Genomic DNA, 19,141 nt, shown 5'->3' on the forward strand with positions numbered 1-19,141 from the left:
ATGAAACTTACTTACGAAGAAGCTTATGAAAAATTAGAAGATATATTGATGAAATTAGAATCAAAAAATACTAGTTTAGATGATTCATTAAGTTTATATGAAGAAGGAATAAAATTATTTAAACATTGTAATAAATTATTAGAAGATGCACAATTTAAAATAAGTAAATTTAATAAAATGGGCATTGAAGAAGATTTTAATATGGGGGAAGAGTAAATGGAATTTAAAGATGTTTTAAAGGGAAAAATTAATTATATAGAAACACTTTTAAATGAATATATGCCAAAAGAAGAAGGGTATCAACAAACTGTAATACAGGCTATGAACTACAGTTTAAAAGCTGGAGGTAAAAGACTTAGACCTATATTAACTTTAGAAAGTTGTAAGATAGTTGGTGGAAAAGAAGAAGATGCTATTCCTTTTGCAGTGGCTATAGAAATGATACATACTTATTCTTTGATTCATGACGATTTACCAGCATTAGATAATGATGATTTAAGAAGAGGCAAGCCTACAAATCATAAGGTATTTGGAGAAGCAATGGCAACTTTAGCTGGAGATGCTCTATTAAATTATGCTTTTGAGATAATGTTGTCTTCATCTATAGATAAAAAAGATTCAAATAAATATTTAAAGGCTATAAATGAAGTTGCAAAACATGCAGGAATTTATGGTATGATAGGAGGACAAGTTGTAGATGTGGAAAGTGAAAATAAAATCATAGACAAAGATAAACTAGATTTTATTCACTTAAATAAAACTGCAGCTATGATTATAGGATGTATGAGAGCTGGTGCCATAATTGGTGGAGCTAGCGAAGAAGAATTAGAAAAAGTAACTAAATATGGAAAAAATATTGGATTATCTTTTCAAATAGTAGATGACATATTAGATATAACTGGAGATGAAGCTAAATTAGGAAAGCCTATTGGAAGTGATATAGAAAACAGCAAATCAACATATCCTTCACTACTAGGACTTGAAAAATCAAGGCAAATAGCTAGACAGTTAATAGATGAGGGAAAATCTAGTATAGATGATTTATCATCGGAAATAGATTTTTTAAATCAGCTAGGAGATTATATAATTAGTAGGGATTGTTAAGGAGGCCACATGGATTTTTTTACACAAGTATTTGACAACCATATATTATGGATAAGTATATTTGCTTGTTTTTTAGCACAATTTATAAAAATATTCACAGGAAAAGGAAGGGTAGTAGATTTTCCAAGAATGTTTATGTCAGGTGGAATGCCAAGTTCGCATAGTTCATTTGTTACAAGTTTATCAACTATAGTTGGTATATACAAAGGATTTGATTCGGTTGAATTTGCCATATGTGTAGTTTTTGCATTAATAGTAATGTATGACGCTTCCGGTGTAAGAAGAGCAGTAGGAAGGCAGGCAGCTATTTTAAATAAAATAGTTGAAGATTTACAAAATAAAAAACATATTGAACATGAAACTTTAAAAGAGTTAGTAGGTCATACGCCAAAAGAAGTTATATTAGGAGCAATACTAGGTATAGTGGTTGGAGTCCTTATGGCTTAAAATTGAAAAAAAATGTATTATATGATATAATTTTTTTGCTTTATAGGAAATTATAATAAATACATGGAAACTATAAAAATCAAAGTCTTCTGTGGAAGGCTTTTTTAGTATGAGTTATTTTTAAATACAAAATGAAAATAAATTAGACCATTATAAAGGTGAGGAAAATTATGTGTAATTATTTAAATGAAGTAAATTCTCCAGAAGATATAAAAAAACTAAATACAGATGAAATGGAAAAATTGGCAGAAGAAATAAGACAGTTTTTAATAAACTCTATTTCGAAAACTGGAGGTCATTTAGCTTCAAATTTAGGAGTTGTTGAGTTGACTTTGGCATTGCACAAAGTTTTCGATAGTCCAAAAGACAAATTAATATGGGATGTGGGTCATCAATCCTATGTACATAAGATTATTACTGGGCGTAAAGACGAATTTGCAACACTTAGACAGCTTAATGGGTTAAGTGGATTTCCTAAGGAAAATGAAAGTGAACATGATATATTTGACACAGGACATAGTTCTACATCTATATCAGTAGGTCTTGGAATTGCATGTGCAAGAGATATAAAGAGAGAAGATTTTAACGTGGTGTCTGTTATAGGAGATGGGTCTATAACAGGAGGTATGGCACTGGAGGCTATAAATCACTTAGGTTATTTAAATAAGAAAATGATAATAATTTTAAATGATAATGAAATGTCTATAGACAAAAATGTAGGTGGAATGTCAAGATATTTATCTAGTATTATTAGAAATGCTAAAGCGAATCAAGTTAAAGATCAAATAGAAAAAATATTATCTATGACAAAAACAGGTAACTTTATATATAAAACAGCAGATAAGTTTAAAGACGGAATTATAAGCAAATTTACACCACAAGACTGTGATTTATTTGAGTCTTTTGGAATTAAATATTATGGACCTATAGATGGTCACAATATTAAAGAATTAATAGATATTTTAAATAAAGCTAAAAATAAAAAAGGACCTGTTTTATTACATGTTATAACTGAAAAAGGTAAAGGCTATGAGTTTGCAGAGCATGCACCTGATAAATACCACGGGGTATCTAAGTTTAACATAGAACAAGGACTTAAAGCATCTACAAAAGAAAGCATATCTTCTCATGTAGGAAAAAAACTAGTTAGTATGGCAGATGAAGATGATACAATTGTGGCTATTACAGCAGCCATGCCTTCAGGTACAGGGTTAAACACTTTTGCCATATCTTATCCATATAGATATTATGATGTGGGAATAGCTGAACAACATGCCACGACATTTGCAGCAGGCCTTGCGAAGGAAGGGATGAAGCCGTATTTTGCAGTATATTCATCTTTCTTACAAAGAGGTTACGACCAAGTTATACATGATGTATCTATAACGAAAAAGAATGTTACTTTCTTAATTGATAGAGCGGGCCTTGTTGGTAATGATGGAGAAACACATCATGGAGTATTTGACCTAAGTTATTTAAATGTGGTGCCAAACTTAATTGTAATGGCTCCAAAAGATATAAAAGAGTTAGATTTAATGATGGAATTATCCACTGAGATAGATGGGCCTGTAGCTATAAGATACCCTAGAGGGAATTCATATTATATTGATAAGGGATCTTACGATAAAATAAAAGTAGGAACGTATGAAGTATTAGAACAAGGTAAAGATGTGTTAGTATTAGCTATTGGTAATATGGTTGAAAAAGCATTAAATTCAAGAAAAATACTTATTAAAGATAATATAAACCCTACAATAGTAAATGCAAGATTTTTAAAACCCATGGATGAAGATTTATTGCATGAATTATTGAAGAAACATTCGAAAGTGGTAACTATAGAAGATAATGTTATAAGTGGCGGATTTGGAAGTAGAATAAATAAATTTGTAATAGATAATAATTATAATGTAAAAGTTGAAAATATAGGCATTCCTGATAAGTATGTTGAACATGGTAATGTGGAACAATTATTTGAAACAATAGGAATGTCAGATGAACAAATAGCAAACAGAATAAAAAATTTATTATTAGAAGGATAGTATAATGAAAAAAAGAATAGATATTTTACTTGTAGATAAAGGGCATTTTGAGAGCAGGGAAAGAGCGAAAAAAGCTATAATGGCAGGTCTTGTTTTTGTAGACAATCAAAGATGTGACAAACCAGGAACAGAAGTTAAAGAAGAGGCTAATATTTTAGTAAAAGGTAATCCAATTCCTTATGTAAGTAGAGGTGGATTAAAACTTGAAAAAGCAATGAAATATTTTGGTGTAACCCTTAAGGATAAAGTTTGTATGGATATAGGAGCATCAACAGGAGGATTTACTGACTGTATGCTTCAAAATGGTGCAGTAAAGGTGTTTTCAATAGATGTAGGTTATGGACAGTTAGCTTGGAAGTTAAGACAAGATGAGAGAGTTGTCTGTATGGAAAGAACTAATATAAGATATGTGACAATTGAAGATACAAAGGAATTTGCAGATTTTGCGTCTATAGATGTGTCTTTTATATCTCTTAAACTTGTTTTACCTAAAGCAAAAGAATTACTTAATAGAGACGGAGAGGTAGTCGCATTAATTAAGCCTCAGTTTGAAGCAGGAAAAGAAAAAGTTGGTAAAAAGGGTGTAGTAAGAGATAAAAAAGTTCATATTGAAGTTATAGAGACAATATCAACATATGCTGTTGAGAATGGATTTGCAATTTTAAATCTTGATTATTCTCCAATAAAAGGACCAGAAGGTAATATAGAATACTTAATTCATTTAAGAAACAATAATGATGACTTTACTTTTGACAAAGAATCTTTTGATAAAAAAATAGTTGAAGTTGTAGAAGAATCTCATAACTTAAATAAATAACAAGTAATGATAAAGGGGGCATAAAATGATCCTTGAATTGTATATGAAAAATTGTGCCTTAGTTGAAGAATGCAGAATAAACTTAGGCCAAAATCTAAACATATTAACGGGGGAAACTGGTTCAGGAAAATCTATTATAATAGAGGCTCTTGGCTTATGTTTAGGAAATAAATATGACAAGTCTTTTTTAAGAAAAGGCACTGAAAAAGGTATTGCAGAGATTATAGTATCATCACCAAGTAGTAATTTACAGAAGATACTAGATGAATATGACATAGATTTAGAAGATGACGAACTAATTATAACTAGGATTATTTATGCTGATGGAAAAAGTGTAGCTAGGATAAATGGAAGAACTATAAAAATGTCAATATTAAAGGAAATTGCTCTTACATTTATAGACTTACATGGACAGCATCAAAATCAAGCATTATTTAATAAAGATACACACTTGAAATTTTTAGATTTGTTTGGAGGTAAAATATTAGATTTACCAAGAAATGAATATAAAAATACTTATACAGAGTACAATAAAGTAAAAAGGGCATTAAATACACTGAATGAAAATAAAGATGAAAAAGAAATTCAAAGGGAAATAGACTTATTAAAATTTCAAATTAATGAAATTGAAGCAGCTGCATTAAGCAAAGATGAGTATGAAGACTTATTGAGACAAAGAGAAATCTATAGAAATAGTGAAAAAATATATAATAATCTTAATTTAAGCTATGAAAAGTTACACGATGGAAGTGTAAATGCAGTTGATTTAATTGGTATGGCCTCGAAAGAATTAAGTGAAATAAGCAAGTATGATGAAACTTTAAGTGAATACAGTGAAATTGTAGAGCGAATTATGTACGAGCTTCAAGACACTTGTAGGGATCTTAGAAACTATAAAGAAAATATTGATTTTGAACCTTACGAACTCGAACAAATAGAGGTAAGGGTAGATGAGATAAATAATTTAAGAAGAAAATATGGAGATACTATAGAAGATATTTTAAAATATAAGGATGAAATATCATCTAGATTAGAGGACATAGTAAATAGAGATGAAATGTCAGAAAGCCTAAAAAATAAATTGGTTGAATTAGAAGAGGAACTAAGCAAAAAAGCTTCTTCTCTTACAAAAGTGAGACAAGAAGTTGCCCTAAATTTAGAACAAGCCATATTAAGTGAGTTAAAATCTCTAGATATGAAGGGTGTTAGTTTTAAAGTGAATTTTGCTCAATCTACATATTCTCAAAGTGGAAATAGTGAAGTAGAATTTATGATATCATTTAACTTAGGAGAGGATCTAAAACCAATTTATAAAGTTGCATCAGGTGGAGAAATGTCTAGATTTATGCTAGCATTTAAAACAATACTTGCAGATATAGATGAAATAGATACTATAGTGTTTGACGAGATAGATGCAGGTATAAGTGGAATTGCTGCTCAAGTTGTAGGTGAGAAGTTACATAATATTGCAAAGAAAAAACAAATACTTTGTATAACCCATTTACCACAAATAGCAGCTAATGCAGATACACATTTTTGTATATCAAAAAATAGTGATGAAAACAGAACTTATACAACTATTAAGAAATTAAAAGATGAAGAAAGTATAAATGAAATAGCTAGACTTATAGCTGGTAGCAATATAACTGACACAACTATTGAACACGCTAGAGAGATTGTTAATTTGACGAAAGAAAAACATTAATTTAATAATTAAATACTGTTAATAAAAGGAATAGAATTATTTTCTATTCTTTTTTTGTATAATTTAACTATTTAATGGAATTATAATATAGAAATTATTATTAGAAGGATATGGGATTAAGTATGAAAAAAAACAATCGATTTATAATAAGCATATTTTTTATTTTTGTCTTGTTAATTTTTTGTAATATATTACTTAAACAAAAAGATAATAACGTCTTAGAAACTTTCCAAAATCAAAACATATCAAATAAGCAATATGTATACCCCCTGGGCAATATTGTTGGAATTAAAGCTGATACAGATGGAGCCTTAGTTATAGGATTTGAAGAAGATGATATAGAATATATTGGAGGTCTAAAAATAGGAGATAATATCATATCTATAGAAGGGGAAAAGATTAATAATTACAAAGATATTTCAAATGTTTTAAATAAACTTCGTTTAGATGAAGTAGAGATCATTTTTGAGAGAAATGATAAATTTAAAAAATGTAAAATAAAAACTAAAAATGAAAATGATAGATATAAATTAGGTCTTTGGGTAAGAGACAAAATATCTGGGATAGGAACATTAACTTGTTATAACCCTGTTACCAATGAATTTTATGCTATAGGCCATGGTATTTGCGATATGGATACAGAAAAGTTATTAAACATTAAAGAGGGAAATATTTACAACGCTTCCAATATATCTATTCATAAAAATAATGAAAAGAATATTGGGCAGATTAATGCTATAATAGATTATAATAATTCAATTGGAAAGTTTTTTATAAATTCAAATAATGGAATAAAAGGTAAATTTTACAATTACAACTATAAGTCTAATCTTCCACTTATTGAAATTGGTAAAAAAAATAATGTTAAGACTGGCAGTGCGTATGTACTTTTTCAATCAAAAGAAGGAAATGTTGAATCCTATGAAATAAAAATAGAAAAAATAATAAAAGAAGACAATAATATGTTAATAAAAGTTGTTGATGATAAATTAATTGACTATACTGGTGGAATTGTAAAGGGAATGAGTGGTGCCCCTATTATACAAAATAACAAACTTATTGGCAGTTTAACCTATGTATTCAAGCATAATCCTAAAAAAGGATATGGCATTTTCATCGATGAAATGTTAAAATTGTAAATTGATAACAAAATATTTAAACACTTAGAAGGAATATAATTTTACAGTGTCGAATAAACCTAAAAGAGTAATGATATAAAAAAATTAAAATAAGAAAAACTTATTATTGGGGGGAATTTTAGTGAACGAAAAGATTAAAATAGTATTAGCAGACGATAATAAAGATTTTTGTCAGCTATTAAAGGAATATTTATCTAATGAAGAAGATATTGAAATATTAGGAATAGCAAAAGATGGTATTGAAGCTCTTGAATTAGTACAAAAAACACAACCAGACTTATTAGTATTGGACGTAATAATGCCACACCTAGATGGCTTAGGAGTAATAGAAAAATTAAATTCAATGGATCTTCCTAAACAACCAAAAATAATAGTTTTATCTGCTGTTGGGCAAGATAAAATAACTCAAACAGCTATAAATTTAGGAGCGGATTACTATATTGTTAAACCTTTTGATTTTGTGATATTCATAAATAGAATTAGGGAATTAGTAACTAATAAAGTTGTCGGTGGAGAACCAAAGATAAGACAAAATCAAGAAGTTCAAATGACAAGAAGTGATTATGTTAAAAACACAGGAAATATAGAAACAGAAATAACAAATATAATCCATGAAATAGGTGTTCCAGCTCATATAAAAGGATACTTATACTTAAGAGAAGCTATAAAAATGGTTATTGATAATGTAGAACTTTTAGGAGCAGTAACGAAAGAATTATATCCAAGCATTGCAAAAAAATATAACACTACTCCAAGTAGAGTTGAAAGAGCAATAAGACATGCAATAGAAGTTGCATGGAGTAGAGGAAAGGTTGATACGATAAATCAATTATTTGGTTATACAGTACACAATACTAAAGGTAAACCAACAAACTCTGAATTTATAGCAATGATTGCAGATAAATTAAGATTAGAACACAGCATGGTTAAATAATTTTAAATTGATTACAGTAAGCCTTCTAACTATTTAGAAGGCTTTATTTTTTGAGCGGAGTAAATTTAAAACAGATATAGATAAATAAAACTATCAACATATTAAGGAGATACAAATATGAAAATAAGCTTACCTCCAAAAGTGAAATACATAATAGATAAAATACATGAAAATAATTTTGAAGCATATATAGTAGGAGGGTGCGTCAGGGACGCTATATTAGGTATTAAACCTAATGACTATGATATAACGACTAATGCTACTCCCAAAACAATTAAAAATATATTTAGGGGCTTTAAATGTATAGAAACAGGAATAGAACATGGGACTATAAGTGTAGTAATAGATGAGGAAATATACGAAATAACCACATATAGAATAGAAGGTGAATATAAGGATCATAGAAGACCAGAAAATGTTGATTTTACAAATAAATTAGAAGAAGATTTAAAAAGACGTGATTTTACTATAAATGCCATGGCATACAATGAAAATGAAAGATTAGTAGATTTATTTGGAGGAAAGAGGGATATTGAAAATAAAATTATTAAAACAGTGGGAAACCCCTATGATAGATTTAATGAAGATGGCTTAAGGATGATTAGAGCCATTAGATTCTCTAGTAAATTAGATTTTCAAATAGAAAAGGATACTCTTTTGGCTATTTATGATAATGCAACAATAATAAAAAATATTAGCCTAGAGAGAATAACTGATGAATTTAATAAAGTCATGCTTAGCAATAAACCGGAAAATATTATATATCTTTTTAAAACAAAATTATTAAACAATTTAAATATAAGTAGTGAAGAAGATGAAAATAAAATTGAAAAGTTATATAAAAAAATTAGTATATTAAAAAAAATTGATAAAGTTTTGGTAAAAAGACTGGTAGTATTAGATTACATAATTGAAAATTTAAATATAGATTGTAAGATGTTTTGTAAGCAATTAGTATATTCAAAGAAAACAAATAAGGATCATGATATTATTTTAGATTTAATTAAAGAAACGGACATTAATAATTTAGATAAGATTAAAATAAAAAAAATATTAAATCAAATCGATAGAAAATTGTTTGAAGATTATTTAGATATAAATAGAGTGATTTATGAAGATGAAGAAAATTATGAAAAAATTATAGATATATTAAAAGAAATTGAAGAAAATAAAGAATGTTATACAATTAAAAATCTAAAAGTAAATGGAAAAGATATTATGGCTCAAGGTTATGAAAATAAAGCGGTGGGACAAGTTCTCAATTATCTTTTAAACCAAGTTATAATCAACCCTAATTTAAATAAAAAAAATTTACTTATTAAAAAAATAAAAGAAATATAACTAATTGTTTTTAATAAATTAAAAAACATATAATAATTTATAAAACTATAAAATATTTCCTTTGTTCTTAAATAATGTTATAATGTTATATGATTTTAATAAAATGTCGGAGGTTTTAATTATGAGAGTGGAAGCCCCTATTAAAGTAGATAGAAAAACAAAAAGGCTTGCGAAGAGACTTACAGGGGGAGAGATAGCAGTTATTAATCATATGGATATAGATGAAGTAGCGGCTAATTCTCTAGTAGAAGGTAAAGTTAAATTAGTAATTAACGCAGCCCAGTCTATAAGTGGGAAATATCCAAATAAAGGGCCAGGAATATTAACAGATAAAAATATTTTAATTATAGATAATATTGGACAAGAATTATTTGATGAATTAAAAGAAGGACAAATAATAGAAGTAAACAATGGGCAAATCTATAGAGATGGACAACTTTTGGGAGAAGGTAGTGTATTAGACAAAGGAAAGGTATCTATAAAAATAAAAGAAGCTTATGATAATATGTCTGTAGAATTAGATAGATTCATAGATAATACTATAGAATATGCAAAAAAGGAAAAAGGCTTCATCTTAGGAGAAGTAGAAATCCCTAAAGTAAAAACAAAGTATAAGGACAGACATGTATTAGTGGTTGTTAGAGGTCAAGATTATAAAGAAGACTTAAGTACAATAATTTCCTATATAGAAGAAGTAAAACCAGTACTTGTAGGAGTAGATGGTGGAGCAGATGCTTTAGTAGAATTTGGATATACTCCAGATGTTATAGTTGGAGACATGGATAGTGTTAGTGATGAAACACTGAAAAAAGCTGGTGAAATCGTAGTACATGCCTATGTGGATGGAAGAGCGCCGGGTCTTAAAAGAGTACAAGATTTAGGTCTTGATGCTATAGTATTTCCAGCGCCAGGGACAAGTGAAGACATAGCAATGCTTACAGCCTATGAATATGGAGCAGAGTTAATTGTTGCAGTTGGAACACATTCTAATATGATTGATTTCTTGGAAAAAGGCAGAAAAGGTATGGCTAGTACATTCCTTGTAAGACTAAAAATAGGATCTAAATTAATAGATGCTAAAGGTGTTAATTTACTATATAAAAGTAAATTAAAAATAAAATATATTTGGGCTATGATAATAGCAGCATTATTCCCAGTATTAATACTTGCTTATTTATCACCAACAACGCAGCAATTTATCAGAATAATACAATTAAAATTGAAATTACTATTAAATTTGTAATATATAAATTAGGAGGATTAATATGAATATAAATATGAAGTACTATATAGTTACAATTGGTGCTATATTTATTGCTTTAGGAGTAGGGATACTAGTTGGTTTTAATTTGAACTACGACCAAGCTTTAAGTAAACAACAAAGTGAAGTACTTGAAAGTTTTAATACGGAGTTTGATGATTTAAAAGAAAAAAATAAAAATTTACAGTCTGAGATTGAATCTTTAAATGGAAACTTACAAATAACAACAGAATACATTGATAAAAATATTGATGCATTAACTAAGGATGTATTAACAGATAAAAATACTGGAATAATACTAACAAATGAAAATAATGACTACAGTGAAGATGTAGAAAAATTAATAACAAATGCAAATGGAACAGCGTCTTTTAATATAGTGGTAAAAGATAACATAAGTGATGAAGAAAAGTTGGCAACTTTGTCAAAGGACTTAAATAAAACATTTAAATCATCACAAGATGTAATAAACTACATAATAAGTTCTTTAGGTAGCACAAAAGGATATGACCAATTATACGCTTTAGAAGACTTAGGTGTTATAAAAATTAACAACATAGACGAAAAGAAATACCAAGATTATGATTCAGTAGTATTACTTGGAGAATTATCTGGAAAAGATGCAAAAGAAAAATTTAATGCAAAAGAAAAATTAATTTTAGATAAATTAAAAGAAGAAAATAAATATTCAGTTGCTGTTTCTCAAAATGATAGCAATCATGAAGTTTTAAAATTATATTCAGAAAACAATATATCAACAATAGATAATATAAATGAAGGTATGGGAAAAATTTCCCTAACTACATTGTTAAAAAATCAAAATACAGTTGGTCATTATGGAAACTCTGATTTAGCAAAAGAATTAATTGCTTACGAAAAATAACTAATAATTAAAGGAGAATAAGAAAATGAATCCTTATTTAAGTATAATAATACCAGCATACAATGAAGAAAATAAAATTAAGGATACGCTAGAAAATATAAAAGATATAAAAGAAATAAGTGAGATAATAGTTGTAGATGATGGTTCTAGTGATAATACATCAAAGGTTGCAAAAGAAGTAAAAAGTGATAAAATAACTGTTATAACTCAAGACAAAAATAGAGGCAAGGGTTATGCCTTAAACAATGGTTTAAAAGTTGCTATGACAAAAGCGGATATCATCGGATTTTTAGATGCAGACCTTGGAAGTTCATCAAGAGAAGTTGGAAAGTTAATAACACCAATACTAAATAATGAAGCTGATGTTATAATAGCAAAATTCCCTCCTGCAAAGAAAAAAGGAGGACTTGGATTTGTTAAAGGTCTAGCAAAGGAATCAGTTCTTGAAATGACAGGTGTAGAATTAGATGCAACTTTATCAGGTCAGAGATTATTTAAAAAAGAAGTATTAAAAAAATTTGATGAAATTCCATTTGGATATGGTGTGGAAGTTGGAATGACCATAGACATATTAAAACACGGATATAGAATTAAAGAAGTACTAGTTAATATGACTCACAGTGAAACAGGAAGAGATTTAAAAGGTTTTATTCATAGAGGTAAACAGTATTATCACATTAAGAAAGTACTAAGACAAAAGAAAAAAGAATGGAGGTAATCTATTGTATTCATATGTATTTAGAGGGATAGTATTTTTACTAGGCCTAATTGGAACATACCTAATGATACCTTTATTCAAAAACTTGCTTATTGATAGTAATTGTATAAGACCAAATTATAAAGGAGAAATGATACCTGTAAGTATGGGAATAGTATTTCTTCCAATGATAATAATAAATGGAATAATAGTGGCATTCTTTACTATAGATGCCATAAGTATGTTATGTCTATTTTTATTTATATTTGGTATGATGGCTATGTTTTTTGCAGGTATAATAGATGATACCATAGGTAATAGAGATGTAAGTGGGTTAAAAGGACACTTTAAAAGTCTTTTCAAAGGAAAACTTACAACAGGGGGATTTAAAGCCCTATTTGGTGGCTTTGTTGGACTTATAATATCAGTATCCATATCTAAAAATATTATTGATATTATAATAAATACTTTAATAATTGCTTTATCTACAAATCTAATGAATTTATTTGATTTAAGACCAGGTAGAGCTATAAAAGTATATTTAGTTATTATGATTACTATATTTATAACTTTAACTGGATATATAAAAATACTCCCATTACTTATACTTCCAAATGTATTAGCATATTTTAATTTTGATTTAAAAGCAAAGGCTATGATGGGAGATACAGGTTCAAATGTGCTTGGGATATCAATAGGTATTCTTATGGCTTTTGGATATACTTTAAATGTAAGAATAGGATGGTTAGTATTTTTAGTGTTAATTCATGTATTAACTGAAAAGTTCTCTTTAACAAAGATTATAGAAAAGAACAAAGTATTAAATTTTATTGATAGATTAGGAAGGTAATCTCATGATTAGTAAAAAAGTAGGAATAGTAGAAGAAATAGCTGATAGTAGTGAAGTATTAGATGATATAAGAGTTAATATTAATGGACAAATACAAAGAGCTTACAACTATCCTAAAATAACTGGAAAGATAAATATAGGCGATGAAGTAATACTTAATACTACAGCAGTTGAGCTAAGCCTAGGTACTGGTGGATATCACTTTGTTATATCCAATCTAAATAACAAAGAATCTGATTTATCACCAAAGGGGCATATTATGAAGCTTAGATATACTCCTTACCAAGTGAAAGTAGATGCTGTAGAAGATCATGAAAATAAATATCATGATATAATTAATAACTTTAAAACTTTAGATGATATGCCAGTTGTTGTGGGAACTCTTCATAGTATGTTAACTCCTTTTGTAGCATCATATAAAAGACATAATCCAAGTAAGAAGCTGGTATATATAATGACCGATGGAGCTGCTCTTCCAATTTATTTAAGTAAAAATGTACAAAATTTGAAAGATAAAAAATTAATTGATAGTACAATTACTATTGGAAATGCTTTTGGTGGTGATTATGAATGTATAAACATATACACAGCTTTAATCACAGCAAAAGAAGTAATAAAGGCTGATGCAGTATTTGTATCTATGGGACCGGGAATCGCAGGTACAGGTACAAAATACGGGTTTACAGGGATAGAACAAGGGTCTATATTAGATGCTATTAAAAAACTAGGAGGAAACCCTATAGCAATTCCTAGAATAAGTTTTGCTGATTTAAGAGAAAGACACAAAGGAATATCACATCATGCAATAACTATATTTAATGAAATTGTAAATGTGAACGTAAATATTCCAATAACTATTTATGATAAAGAAAAATTTGATTACATAAAAAAACAAGTTAAAGACTATAAATTATTTGATAAGCACAATATAATATATATAGAGAATAATAAATGTAGGGAAGACTTGGATTATTTTAACCTTAAAGTAAGAAGTATGGGCAGAAGTTACGAACAAGATAAGGAATTTTTTGAAGCAGCAAGCACTGCTGCATATTACTTAATGGAGGTTTGTGATGATAACAAAGGAGACTACAGTAAGTAGTGATTTAATTTACACTGGTAAAACTATAAAACTTAGAGTTGACACAGTGGAGGTGCCTAATAAAGGATATCAAAAAAGGGAAATAATTGAACATAAAGGTGCTGTGGCCATAGTTGCCATAACAGATGATAATAAAATTGTATTAGTTAAGCAATATAGAAAAGCAGTAGAAAAAGAATTATATGAATTACCTGCTGGGAAAATTGAAATTGGAGAAGACCCTTTAGATTGTGCTATTAGAGAATTAAAAGAGGAAACGGGCTATAGTGTAGATAGTTTAAAATTAATTCATAAGTACTATGCTACACCAGGGTTTTCTAATCAATTAGTATTTATTTACCTAGCTAAAAATTTAATTCCAGGAGAAAGTCACTTGGAAGAAGATGAATTTTTAGAAGTTCATGAACTTGATAAAGAAGAAGCTTATAATATGGTTATCAGTAATGAAATTTGTGACTCAAAAACTGTTATTGGAATATTATTAACTAAAGAATTAATATAAAGCATAACCTCCTCTTTTCCAACATAAATATATGTTAGGATAAGAGGAGGTTATAAATTTGAGAAAAACATTAAGAAAAAGAGATACTTTTAGAATAAGTAAAGAAATAATTTATTTAAGTATTATCTTTATTATATTTGTGGCCATAGGAACTTATTTAAATAAGATTTTTTCTAATGGACAAAACATAGTATTAGATAGTATAAATAATTTGAATGACTACTATAGCCATGGAAGTGATATAAACATAAGTGCTGTAGTTTTTTCTAATTTAAGAGAAAATATCATTTTTTTAGGTAGTATAGTATTATTTTCATTATTTGTATTTACTTTTCCCTTAGCAATAATAAGTTTTTTATTAAAAGGAATATCCATAGGCTATACTATTAATAGCTTAATTTTATTAATTAAACTTAAAAGTATAAAAATGATATTGATTATGGTTATAAAAAATTTTATTATAATACCAGGGGCAATATTAATTATTGCCGTAAGTTTTTACTATATTAAAAATATTTACGAAGAATATAAACGAGGAAGAAAAGAAGGGGTCTTATTTTTAGGTAGAAGATACTTGTTAAATGGTATTATTATAATAGTAATATGTGCATCAGCTCAATTATTATTAAATGCAATTAGCGTTGGTATTTTACAATTCCTAGTAAGATAAAAGGAGTTATTTATGGAAGTTTTACAACAGTATATTGACTATATAAAATCCAAAAAAAAATTATCGGAAAATACCATATGTTCATATTATGCGGATATTAAAAAGTATATAGATTATTTAAAGTCTGAAAATATAAAAATTGAAGATGTAGCAGAGTATGACATTATTAATTTTTTGGTAAACTTAGAAAAACAAAACATTTCTGTTGCTACAGTGTCAAGAGTAACTTCTTCTGTTAAGTCTTTTCATGAATATTTATTTTTAAATCGTATTAGTGAAACTAATCCAGCTAATACTATAAAAAAACCAAAAATAAAAAGAGAAAATATTGAAATTTTAACAGAAGAAGAAGTTGAAGCTCTTTTGAAGTTTCCTGATTTAAGCTGTCCAAAAAAAATAAGAGATAAGGCTATTTTTGAAGTGTTATACGGAACAGGAATGAGGGTTTCAGAACTTGTGGAATTAAATTTACAAGATGTAGACTTAGAAATTGATTATTTATACTGCAATACGGGTAAAAATCATAGAGTAATACCACTTTGTGAAATAACTAAAGTATATTTAGAGAAGTATATAAAAGAAGGCAGACCTAGCTTAGCAAAAACAGAAGAAGAAGCACTATTTGTTAATGCTCAAGGACAAAGGTTTACAAGGCAAGGACTTTGGAAGGTTATTAAAAAATATGCTAATATGGCTAATATAAGTAAAAATATTAATCCTAGCATACTTAGACATTCTTTTGCTATTCATTTATTAAAAGGAGGAGCGAATTTAGCTGTTGTAAGTAAAATATTAGGCAATTCTAATTTGGCTAGTTTACAGTTATATTTAAACCAAATGGACAATAATGTTAGGAAAGAAATTAAGGACAAGCATCCAAGGAAAAAAGAAGACATATAAAGGAGGAAATTTGTATGAGTAGAGTAATATGGATGGTTATTGATAGTGTTGGAGTAGGAGCACTTAAAGATTCAGAAAAATTTGGAGATATAGGAGTAAACACTTTAGGTAATATAGTCAAAAATCATAAAGATATAAAAATACCTAATATGATTAAATTAGGGCTTGGAAATATAGAGGGAATAGACTATTTACCAAAAGAAGATAAACCTATGGGTTCTTTTGGCAAATGCGATGAGTTATCATGTGGAAAAGATACAACAACAGGTCACTGGGAAATGACAGGCGTTTTAGTACAACAGCCTTTTAAAACTTTTCCAGATGGATTTACAAAAGAAATAGTCGATGAATTTGAAAAAAGAACGGGAAGAAAAGTTGTTGCAAATAAACCAGCTTCTGGAACAGCTATACTTGACGAATATGGTGAACACCAAATGAAAACAGGAGATGTAATAGTTTACACTTCAGCAGATAGTGTATTCCAAATAGCAGCTCATGAAGATATAATACCTCTTGAAGAATTATATAAAATGTGTGAAATAGCAAGAGAAATAATGATGGGTGACAATGCTGTAGCTAGGATAATAGCAAGACCTTATATAGGAGAGAAAGCAGGAAACTTTGAAAGAACTTCTAACAGAAGAGATTACTCACTAAACCCATTTGAACCTACAGTACTAGATACAATAAAAGAATCTAATTTAGATGTTATAGGTGTGGGAAAAATAGAAGATATATTTAATGGACAAGGTATAACTGAAGCTATACATACTAAAGATAATATGGATGGCGTAGATCAAACTATAAATTATATTAAAAAAGAAAATAATGGAGTAATCTTCACAAACTTAGTTGACTTTGATTCAAAATATGGACACAGAAGAAACTCTTTTGGATATAAAGAAGCTTTAGAAGAATTTGACGCTAGAATACCTGAAATTATATCATCAATGAAAGAAGATGATATATTAATAATTAATGCAGACCATGGTAATGATCCTACTTACAAAGGAACTGATCATACTAGAGAATATATACCAGTACTTGTATATGGTAAAAATATTAAAAGTGGAGTGAACTTAGGTATAAGAAAAAGTTTTGCAGATATAGGTGCCACTGTAGCAGATATATTAAATGTTAAATTACCGGTTAATGGTGAAAGCTTTAAGAATGAAATAATAAAATAAAAAATTTAATATTTTAAAGTAGCAAGGAACTTGTTTTTCAAGTTGCCCATATGGTGATTTAAGTAAAGCAAATTTTAGGAGGCAATCATGAGAATATACGATATAATAAGAAAAAAAAGAGATAGGGAAGAATTGACAAAAGAAGAAATAGATTTTTTCGTAGATAGATATTCAAAGGGAGAAATACCAGATTATCAAGCGTCAGCACTGTTAATGGCCATATACTTAAATAAAATGAATAAACAAGAAACTGCTTATTTAACAGAGGCTATGATGAATTCTGGAGAAGTAATGGACTTATCTGCAATAAACGGAGTGAAAGTTGATAAACACTCTACAGGAGGAGTAGGAGATAAGACTACAATCGCCCTAGCTCCTTTAATGGCGGCTTGTGGTGTTCCGGTGGCCAAGATGTCAGGTAGAGGTCTTGGGCATACAGGAGGGACTCTGGACAAGCTAGAAGCTATACCTGGATTTTCAATAGAAATGACTCCTAAGAAATTTATAGACTCAGTAAATGATATAAAAATAGCTGTTTGCGGACAAACAGCATCAATAGCAGTTGCTGATAAAAAAATGTATGCTCTTAGAGATGTTACAGCAACAGTTGATAATATATCTTTAATAGCTGCATCAATTATGTGTAAAAAACTAGCTTCTGGAGCTGATGCCATAGTTTTAGACGTTAAAACTGGAGATGGAGCTTTTATGAAAACTTTAGATGACTCTTTTGCATTAGCAAAAGAAATGGTAGAAATCGGAACAGCTATGAATAGAGAAACTATTGCCATAATTAGTGATATGGATGAACCTTTAGGAAGTGCTGTTGGTAATTCTTTAGAAGTTATAGAAGCTATAGAAGCATTAAAAGGAAGAGGGCCAAAAGATTTCATGACACTTTGTGAAACACTAGGTGCATATATGTTAGTATCATCTAAAGTAGCTTGCGATTATGAGGATGGAGCAAAAAGAATAAAACAAGCGCTAGAATCTGGAACAGCTATAGAAAAATTTAAAGAATTTGTTGCTAATCAAGGTGGGAATCCTGAAATAGTTGATGATTACTCTTTATTATCTAAAGCAAATCATATAGTTGAAATAAAATCAGATAGAACTGGTTTCATAGATAAAATAGAAGCAGAAGCTGTTGGAGTAAGTGCGATGATACTTGGCGCAGGAAGAGAAACTAAAGAAGATGAGTTAGACTTAAGTGCAGGTATAGTTTTAAAGAAAAAAGTTGGAGACTTTGTAAATGAAGGAGATACTTTAGCTTTAATGCACTTTAATAGAGAAAATAAATTTGAGGATGCTAAGAATAGATTTAAAAATGCTTATATAATAAGTGAAGAAAAATTAGAACCTAAAAAATTAATATATGGTGTTGTGACAAAAGATGGAATAAGTAAATTCTAGTTAAATGTTTAAAAAAGCTTAACTTGTAAAAAATAAAGTTAAGCTTTTTTTAATTTTCAATACATTGAATTAAGCCAAGTGAATTTTTTAATTTACGACATTTTTATTGAAATATTTTAACCTTAGACTTATAATAAAAAGGATATAAAA

At 28.3% G+C, this 19,141-nt stretch carries 19 protein-coding genes; all 19 read left to right on the forward strand.

Annotated features, from left to right (window positions below; genetic code table 11):
- Window positions 1–216 carry an exodeoxyribonuclease VII small subunit gene (gene xseB, locus JW646_RS14520; protein ID WP_074915333.1) on the forward strand — a complete coding sequence of 72 codons (216 nt, stop codon included), beginning with the start codon at window positions 1–3 and terminating at the stop codon, window positions 214–216.
- A complete protein-coding gene (locus JW646_RS14525) occupies window positions 217–1,104 on the forward strand; it encodes a polyprenyl synthetase family protein (RefSeq protein ID WP_074915335.1) in 888 nt (295 codons plus the stop codon).
- A gap of 9 nt (window positions 1,105–1,113) precedes the next feature.
- On the forward strand, window positions 1,114–1,551 hold the full coding sequence (locus JW646_RS14530; RefSeq protein ID WP_074915337.1) for a divergent PAP2 family protein: 438 nt from the start codon (window positions 1,114–1,116) through the stop codon (window positions 1,549–1,551).
- 170 nt (window positions 1,552–1,721) lie between these two features.
- Entirely contained in the window at window positions 1,722–3,590 is a 1,869-nt protein-coding gene (gene dxs, locus JW646_RS14535) for a 1-deoxy-D-xylulose-5-phosphate synthase (RefSeq protein WP_074915339.1), read from the forward strand.
- Window positions 3,591–3,594: 4 nt separating this feature from the next.
- Window positions 3,595–4,407, forward strand: a complete 813-nt coding sequence (locus JW646_RS14540; RefSeq protein ID WP_074915341.1) for a TlyA family RNA methyltransferase — start codon at window positions 3,595–3,597, stop codon at window positions 4,405–4,407.
- A gap of 25 nt (window positions 4,408–4,432) precedes the next feature.
- Entirely contained in the window at window positions 4,433–6,112 is a 1,680-nt protein-coding gene (gene recN / locus JW646_RS14545; protein ID WP_228415524.1) for a DNA repair protein RecN, read from the forward strand.
- A 122-nt stretch (window positions 6,113–6,234) separates the two neighbouring features.
- Window positions 6,235–7,251 carry a SpoIVB peptidase S55 domain-containing protein gene (locus JW646_RS14550; protein WP_228415525.1) on the forward strand — a complete coding sequence of 339 codons (1,017 nt, stop codon included), beginning with the start codon at window positions 6,235–6,237 and terminating at the stop codon, window positions 7,249–7,251.
- 106 nt (window positions 7,252–7,357) lie between these two features.
- Window positions 7,358–8,185, forward strand: a complete 828-nt coding sequence (gene spo0A / locus JW646_RS14555; protein WP_026255020.1) for a sporulation transcription factor Spo0A — start codon at window positions 7,358–7,360, stop codon at window positions 8,183–8,185.
- Between the two features lie 117 nt (window positions 8,186–8,302).
- A complete protein-coding gene (locus JW646_RS14560) occupies window positions 8,303–9,526 on the forward strand; it encodes a CCA tRNA nucleotidyltransferase (RefSeq protein WP_074915345.1) in 1,224 nt (407 codons plus the stop codon).
- Window positions 9,527–9,647: 121 nt separating this feature from the next.
- The gene (gene steA, locus JW646_RS14565; RefSeq protein WP_074915347.1) at window positions 9,648–10,769 is read left to right on the forward strand and encodes a putative cytokinetic ring protein SteA; all 1,122 of its coding nucleotides are present in this window, start codon (window positions 9,648–9,650) and stop codon (window positions 10,767–10,769) included.
- A 22-nt stretch (window positions 10,770–10,791) separates the two neighbouring features.
- Complete coding sequence (locus tag JW646_RS14570; protein ID WP_074915349.1) at window positions 10,792–11,670, forward strand: copper transporter; 879 nt, start codon at window positions 10,792–10,794, stop codon at window positions 11,668–11,670.
- Window positions 11,671–11,695: 25 nt separating this feature from the next.
- Entirely contained in the window at window positions 11,696–12,388 is a 693-nt protein-coding gene (locus tag JW646_RS14575) for a glycosyltransferase family 2 protein (RefSeq protein ID WP_074915352.1), read from the forward strand.
- 64 nt (window positions 12,389–12,452) lie between these two features.
- Window positions 12,453–13,217 (forward strand): glycosyl transferase, encoded by a 765-nt coding sequence (locus tag JW646_RS14580; RefSeq protein ID WP_083399376.1) that lies wholly within the window; start codon window positions 12,453–12,455, stop codon window positions 13,215–13,217.
- A 4-nt stretch (window positions 13,218–13,221) separates the two neighbouring features.
- Entirely contained in the window at window positions 13,222–14,319 is a 1,098-nt protein-coding gene (locus tag JW646_RS14585; protein ID WP_228415526.1) for a DUF3866 family protein, read from the forward strand.
- The gene (locus JW646_RS14590) at window positions 14,291–14,821 is read left to right on the forward strand and encodes an NUDIX hydrolase (protein ID WP_074915358.1); all 531 of its coding nucleotides are present in this window, start codon (window positions 14,291–14,293) and stop codon (window positions 14,819–14,821) included. Before JW646_RS14585 ends, JW646_RS14590 begins: the two co-directional genes overlap by 29 nt.
- 58 nt (window positions 14,822–14,879) lie before the next feature.
- Window positions 14,880–15,491 carry a hypothetical protein gene (locus JW646_RS14595; RefSeq protein ID WP_074915360.1) on the forward strand — a complete coding sequence of 204 codons (612 nt, stop codon included), beginning with the start codon at window positions 14,880–14,882 and terminating at the stop codon, window positions 15,489–15,491.
- A 12-nt stretch (window positions 15,492–15,503) separates the two neighbouring features.
- Window positions 15,504–16,391 (forward strand): tyrosine-type recombinase/integrase, encoded by an 888-nt coding sequence (locus tag JW646_RS14600; protein WP_074915362.1) that lies wholly within the window; start codon window positions 15,504–15,506, stop codon window positions 16,389–16,391.
- Window positions 16,392–16,405: 14 nt separating this feature from the next.
- On the forward strand, window positions 16,406–17,578 hold the full coding sequence (locus JW646_RS14605; RefSeq protein WP_148556278.1) for a phosphopentomutase: 1,173 nt from the start codon (window positions 16,406–16,408) through the stop codon (window positions 17,576–17,578).
- Window positions 17,579–17,665: 87 nt separating this feature from the next.
- Window positions 17,666–18,991 (forward strand): pyrimidine-nucleoside phosphorylase, encoded by a 1,326-nt coding sequence (locus JW646_RS14610; protein ID WP_228415527.1) that lies wholly within the window; start codon window positions 17,666–17,668, stop codon window positions 18,989–18,991.
- The last annotated feature ends 150 nt before the right edge of the window (window positions 18,992–19,141 follow it).

Source organism: Terrisporobacter hibernicus (assembly GCF_020809405.1).
Classification (GTDB): Bacteria; Bacillota; Clostridia; order Peptostreptococcales; family Peptostreptococcaceae; genus Terrisporobacter; species Terrisporobacter petrolearius.

What these genes read in the sequence shown, in the direction of transcription:
- JW646_RS14560 (WP_074915345.1), top strand. Translation starts at nt 8,303, where the DNA reads ATGAAAATAAGCTTACCTCCAAAAGTGAAATACATAATAGATAAAATA.
- JW646_RS14570 (WP_074915349.1), top strand. Translation starts at nt 10,792, where the DNA reads ATGAATATAAATATGAAGTACTATATAGTTACAATTGGTGCTATATTT.
- JW646_RS14575 (WP_074915352.1), top strand. Translation starts at nt 11,696, where the DNA reads ATGAATCCTTATTTAAGTATAATAATACCAGCATACAATGAAGAAAAT.
- JW646_RS14525 (WP_074915335.1), top strand. Translation starts at nt 217, where the DNA reads ATGGAATTTAAAGATGTTTTAAAGGGAAAAATTAATTATATAGAAACA.
- JW646_RS14540 (WP_074915341.1), top strand. Translation starts at nt 3,595, where the DNA reads ATGAAAAAAAGAATAGATATTTTACTTGTAGATAAAGGGCATTTTGAG.
- JW646_RS14585 (WP_228415526.1), top strand. Translation starts at nt 13,222, where the DNA reads ATGATTAGTAAAAAAGTAGGAATAGTAGAAGAAATAGCTGATAGTAGT.
- xseB (WP_074915333.1), top strand. Translation starts at nt 1, where the DNA reads ATGAAACTTACTTACGAAGAAGCTTATGAAAAATTAGAAGATATATTG.
- recN (WP_228415524.1), top strand. Translation starts at nt 4,433, where the DNA reads ATGATCCTTGAATTGTATATGAAAAATTGTGCCTTAGTTGAAGAATGC.
- JW646_RS14600 (WP_074915362.1), top strand. Translation starts at nt 15,504, where the DNA reads ATGGAAGTTTTACAACAGTATATTGACTATATAAAATCCAAAAAAAAA.
- JW646_RS14605 (WP_148556278.1), top strand. Translation starts at nt 16,406, where the DNA reads ATGAGTAGAGTAATATGGATGGTTATTGATAGTGTTGGAGTAGGAGCA.
- steA (WP_074915347.1), top strand. Translation starts at nt 9,648, where the DNA reads ATGAGAGTGGAAGCCCCTATTAAAGTAGATAGAAAAACAAAAAGGCTT.
- JW646_RS14580 (WP_083399376.1), top strand. Translation starts at nt 12,453, where the DNA reads ATGATACCTTTATTCAAAAACTTGCTTATTGATAGTAATTGTATAAGA.
- JW646_RS14590 (WP_074915358.1), top strand. Translation starts at nt 14,291, where the DNA reads ATGATAACAAAGGAGACTACAGTAAGTAGTGATTTAATTTACACTGGT.
- JW646_RS14550 (WP_228415525.1), top strand. Translation starts at nt 6,235, where the DNA reads ATGAAAAAAAACAATCGATTTATAATAAGCATATTTTTTATTTTTGTC.
- dxs (WP_074915339.1), top strand. Translation starts at nt 1,722, where the DNA reads ATGTGTAATTATTTAAATGAAGTAAATTCTCCAGAAGATATAAAAAAA.
- JW646_RS14610 (WP_228415527.1), top strand. Translation starts at nt 17,666, where the DNA reads ATGAGAATATACGATATAATAAGAAAAAAAAGAGATAGGGAAGAATTG.
- JW646_RS14530 (WP_074915337.1), top strand. Translation starts at nt 1,114, where the DNA reads ATGGATTTTTTTACACAAGTATTTGACAACCATATATTATGGATAAGT.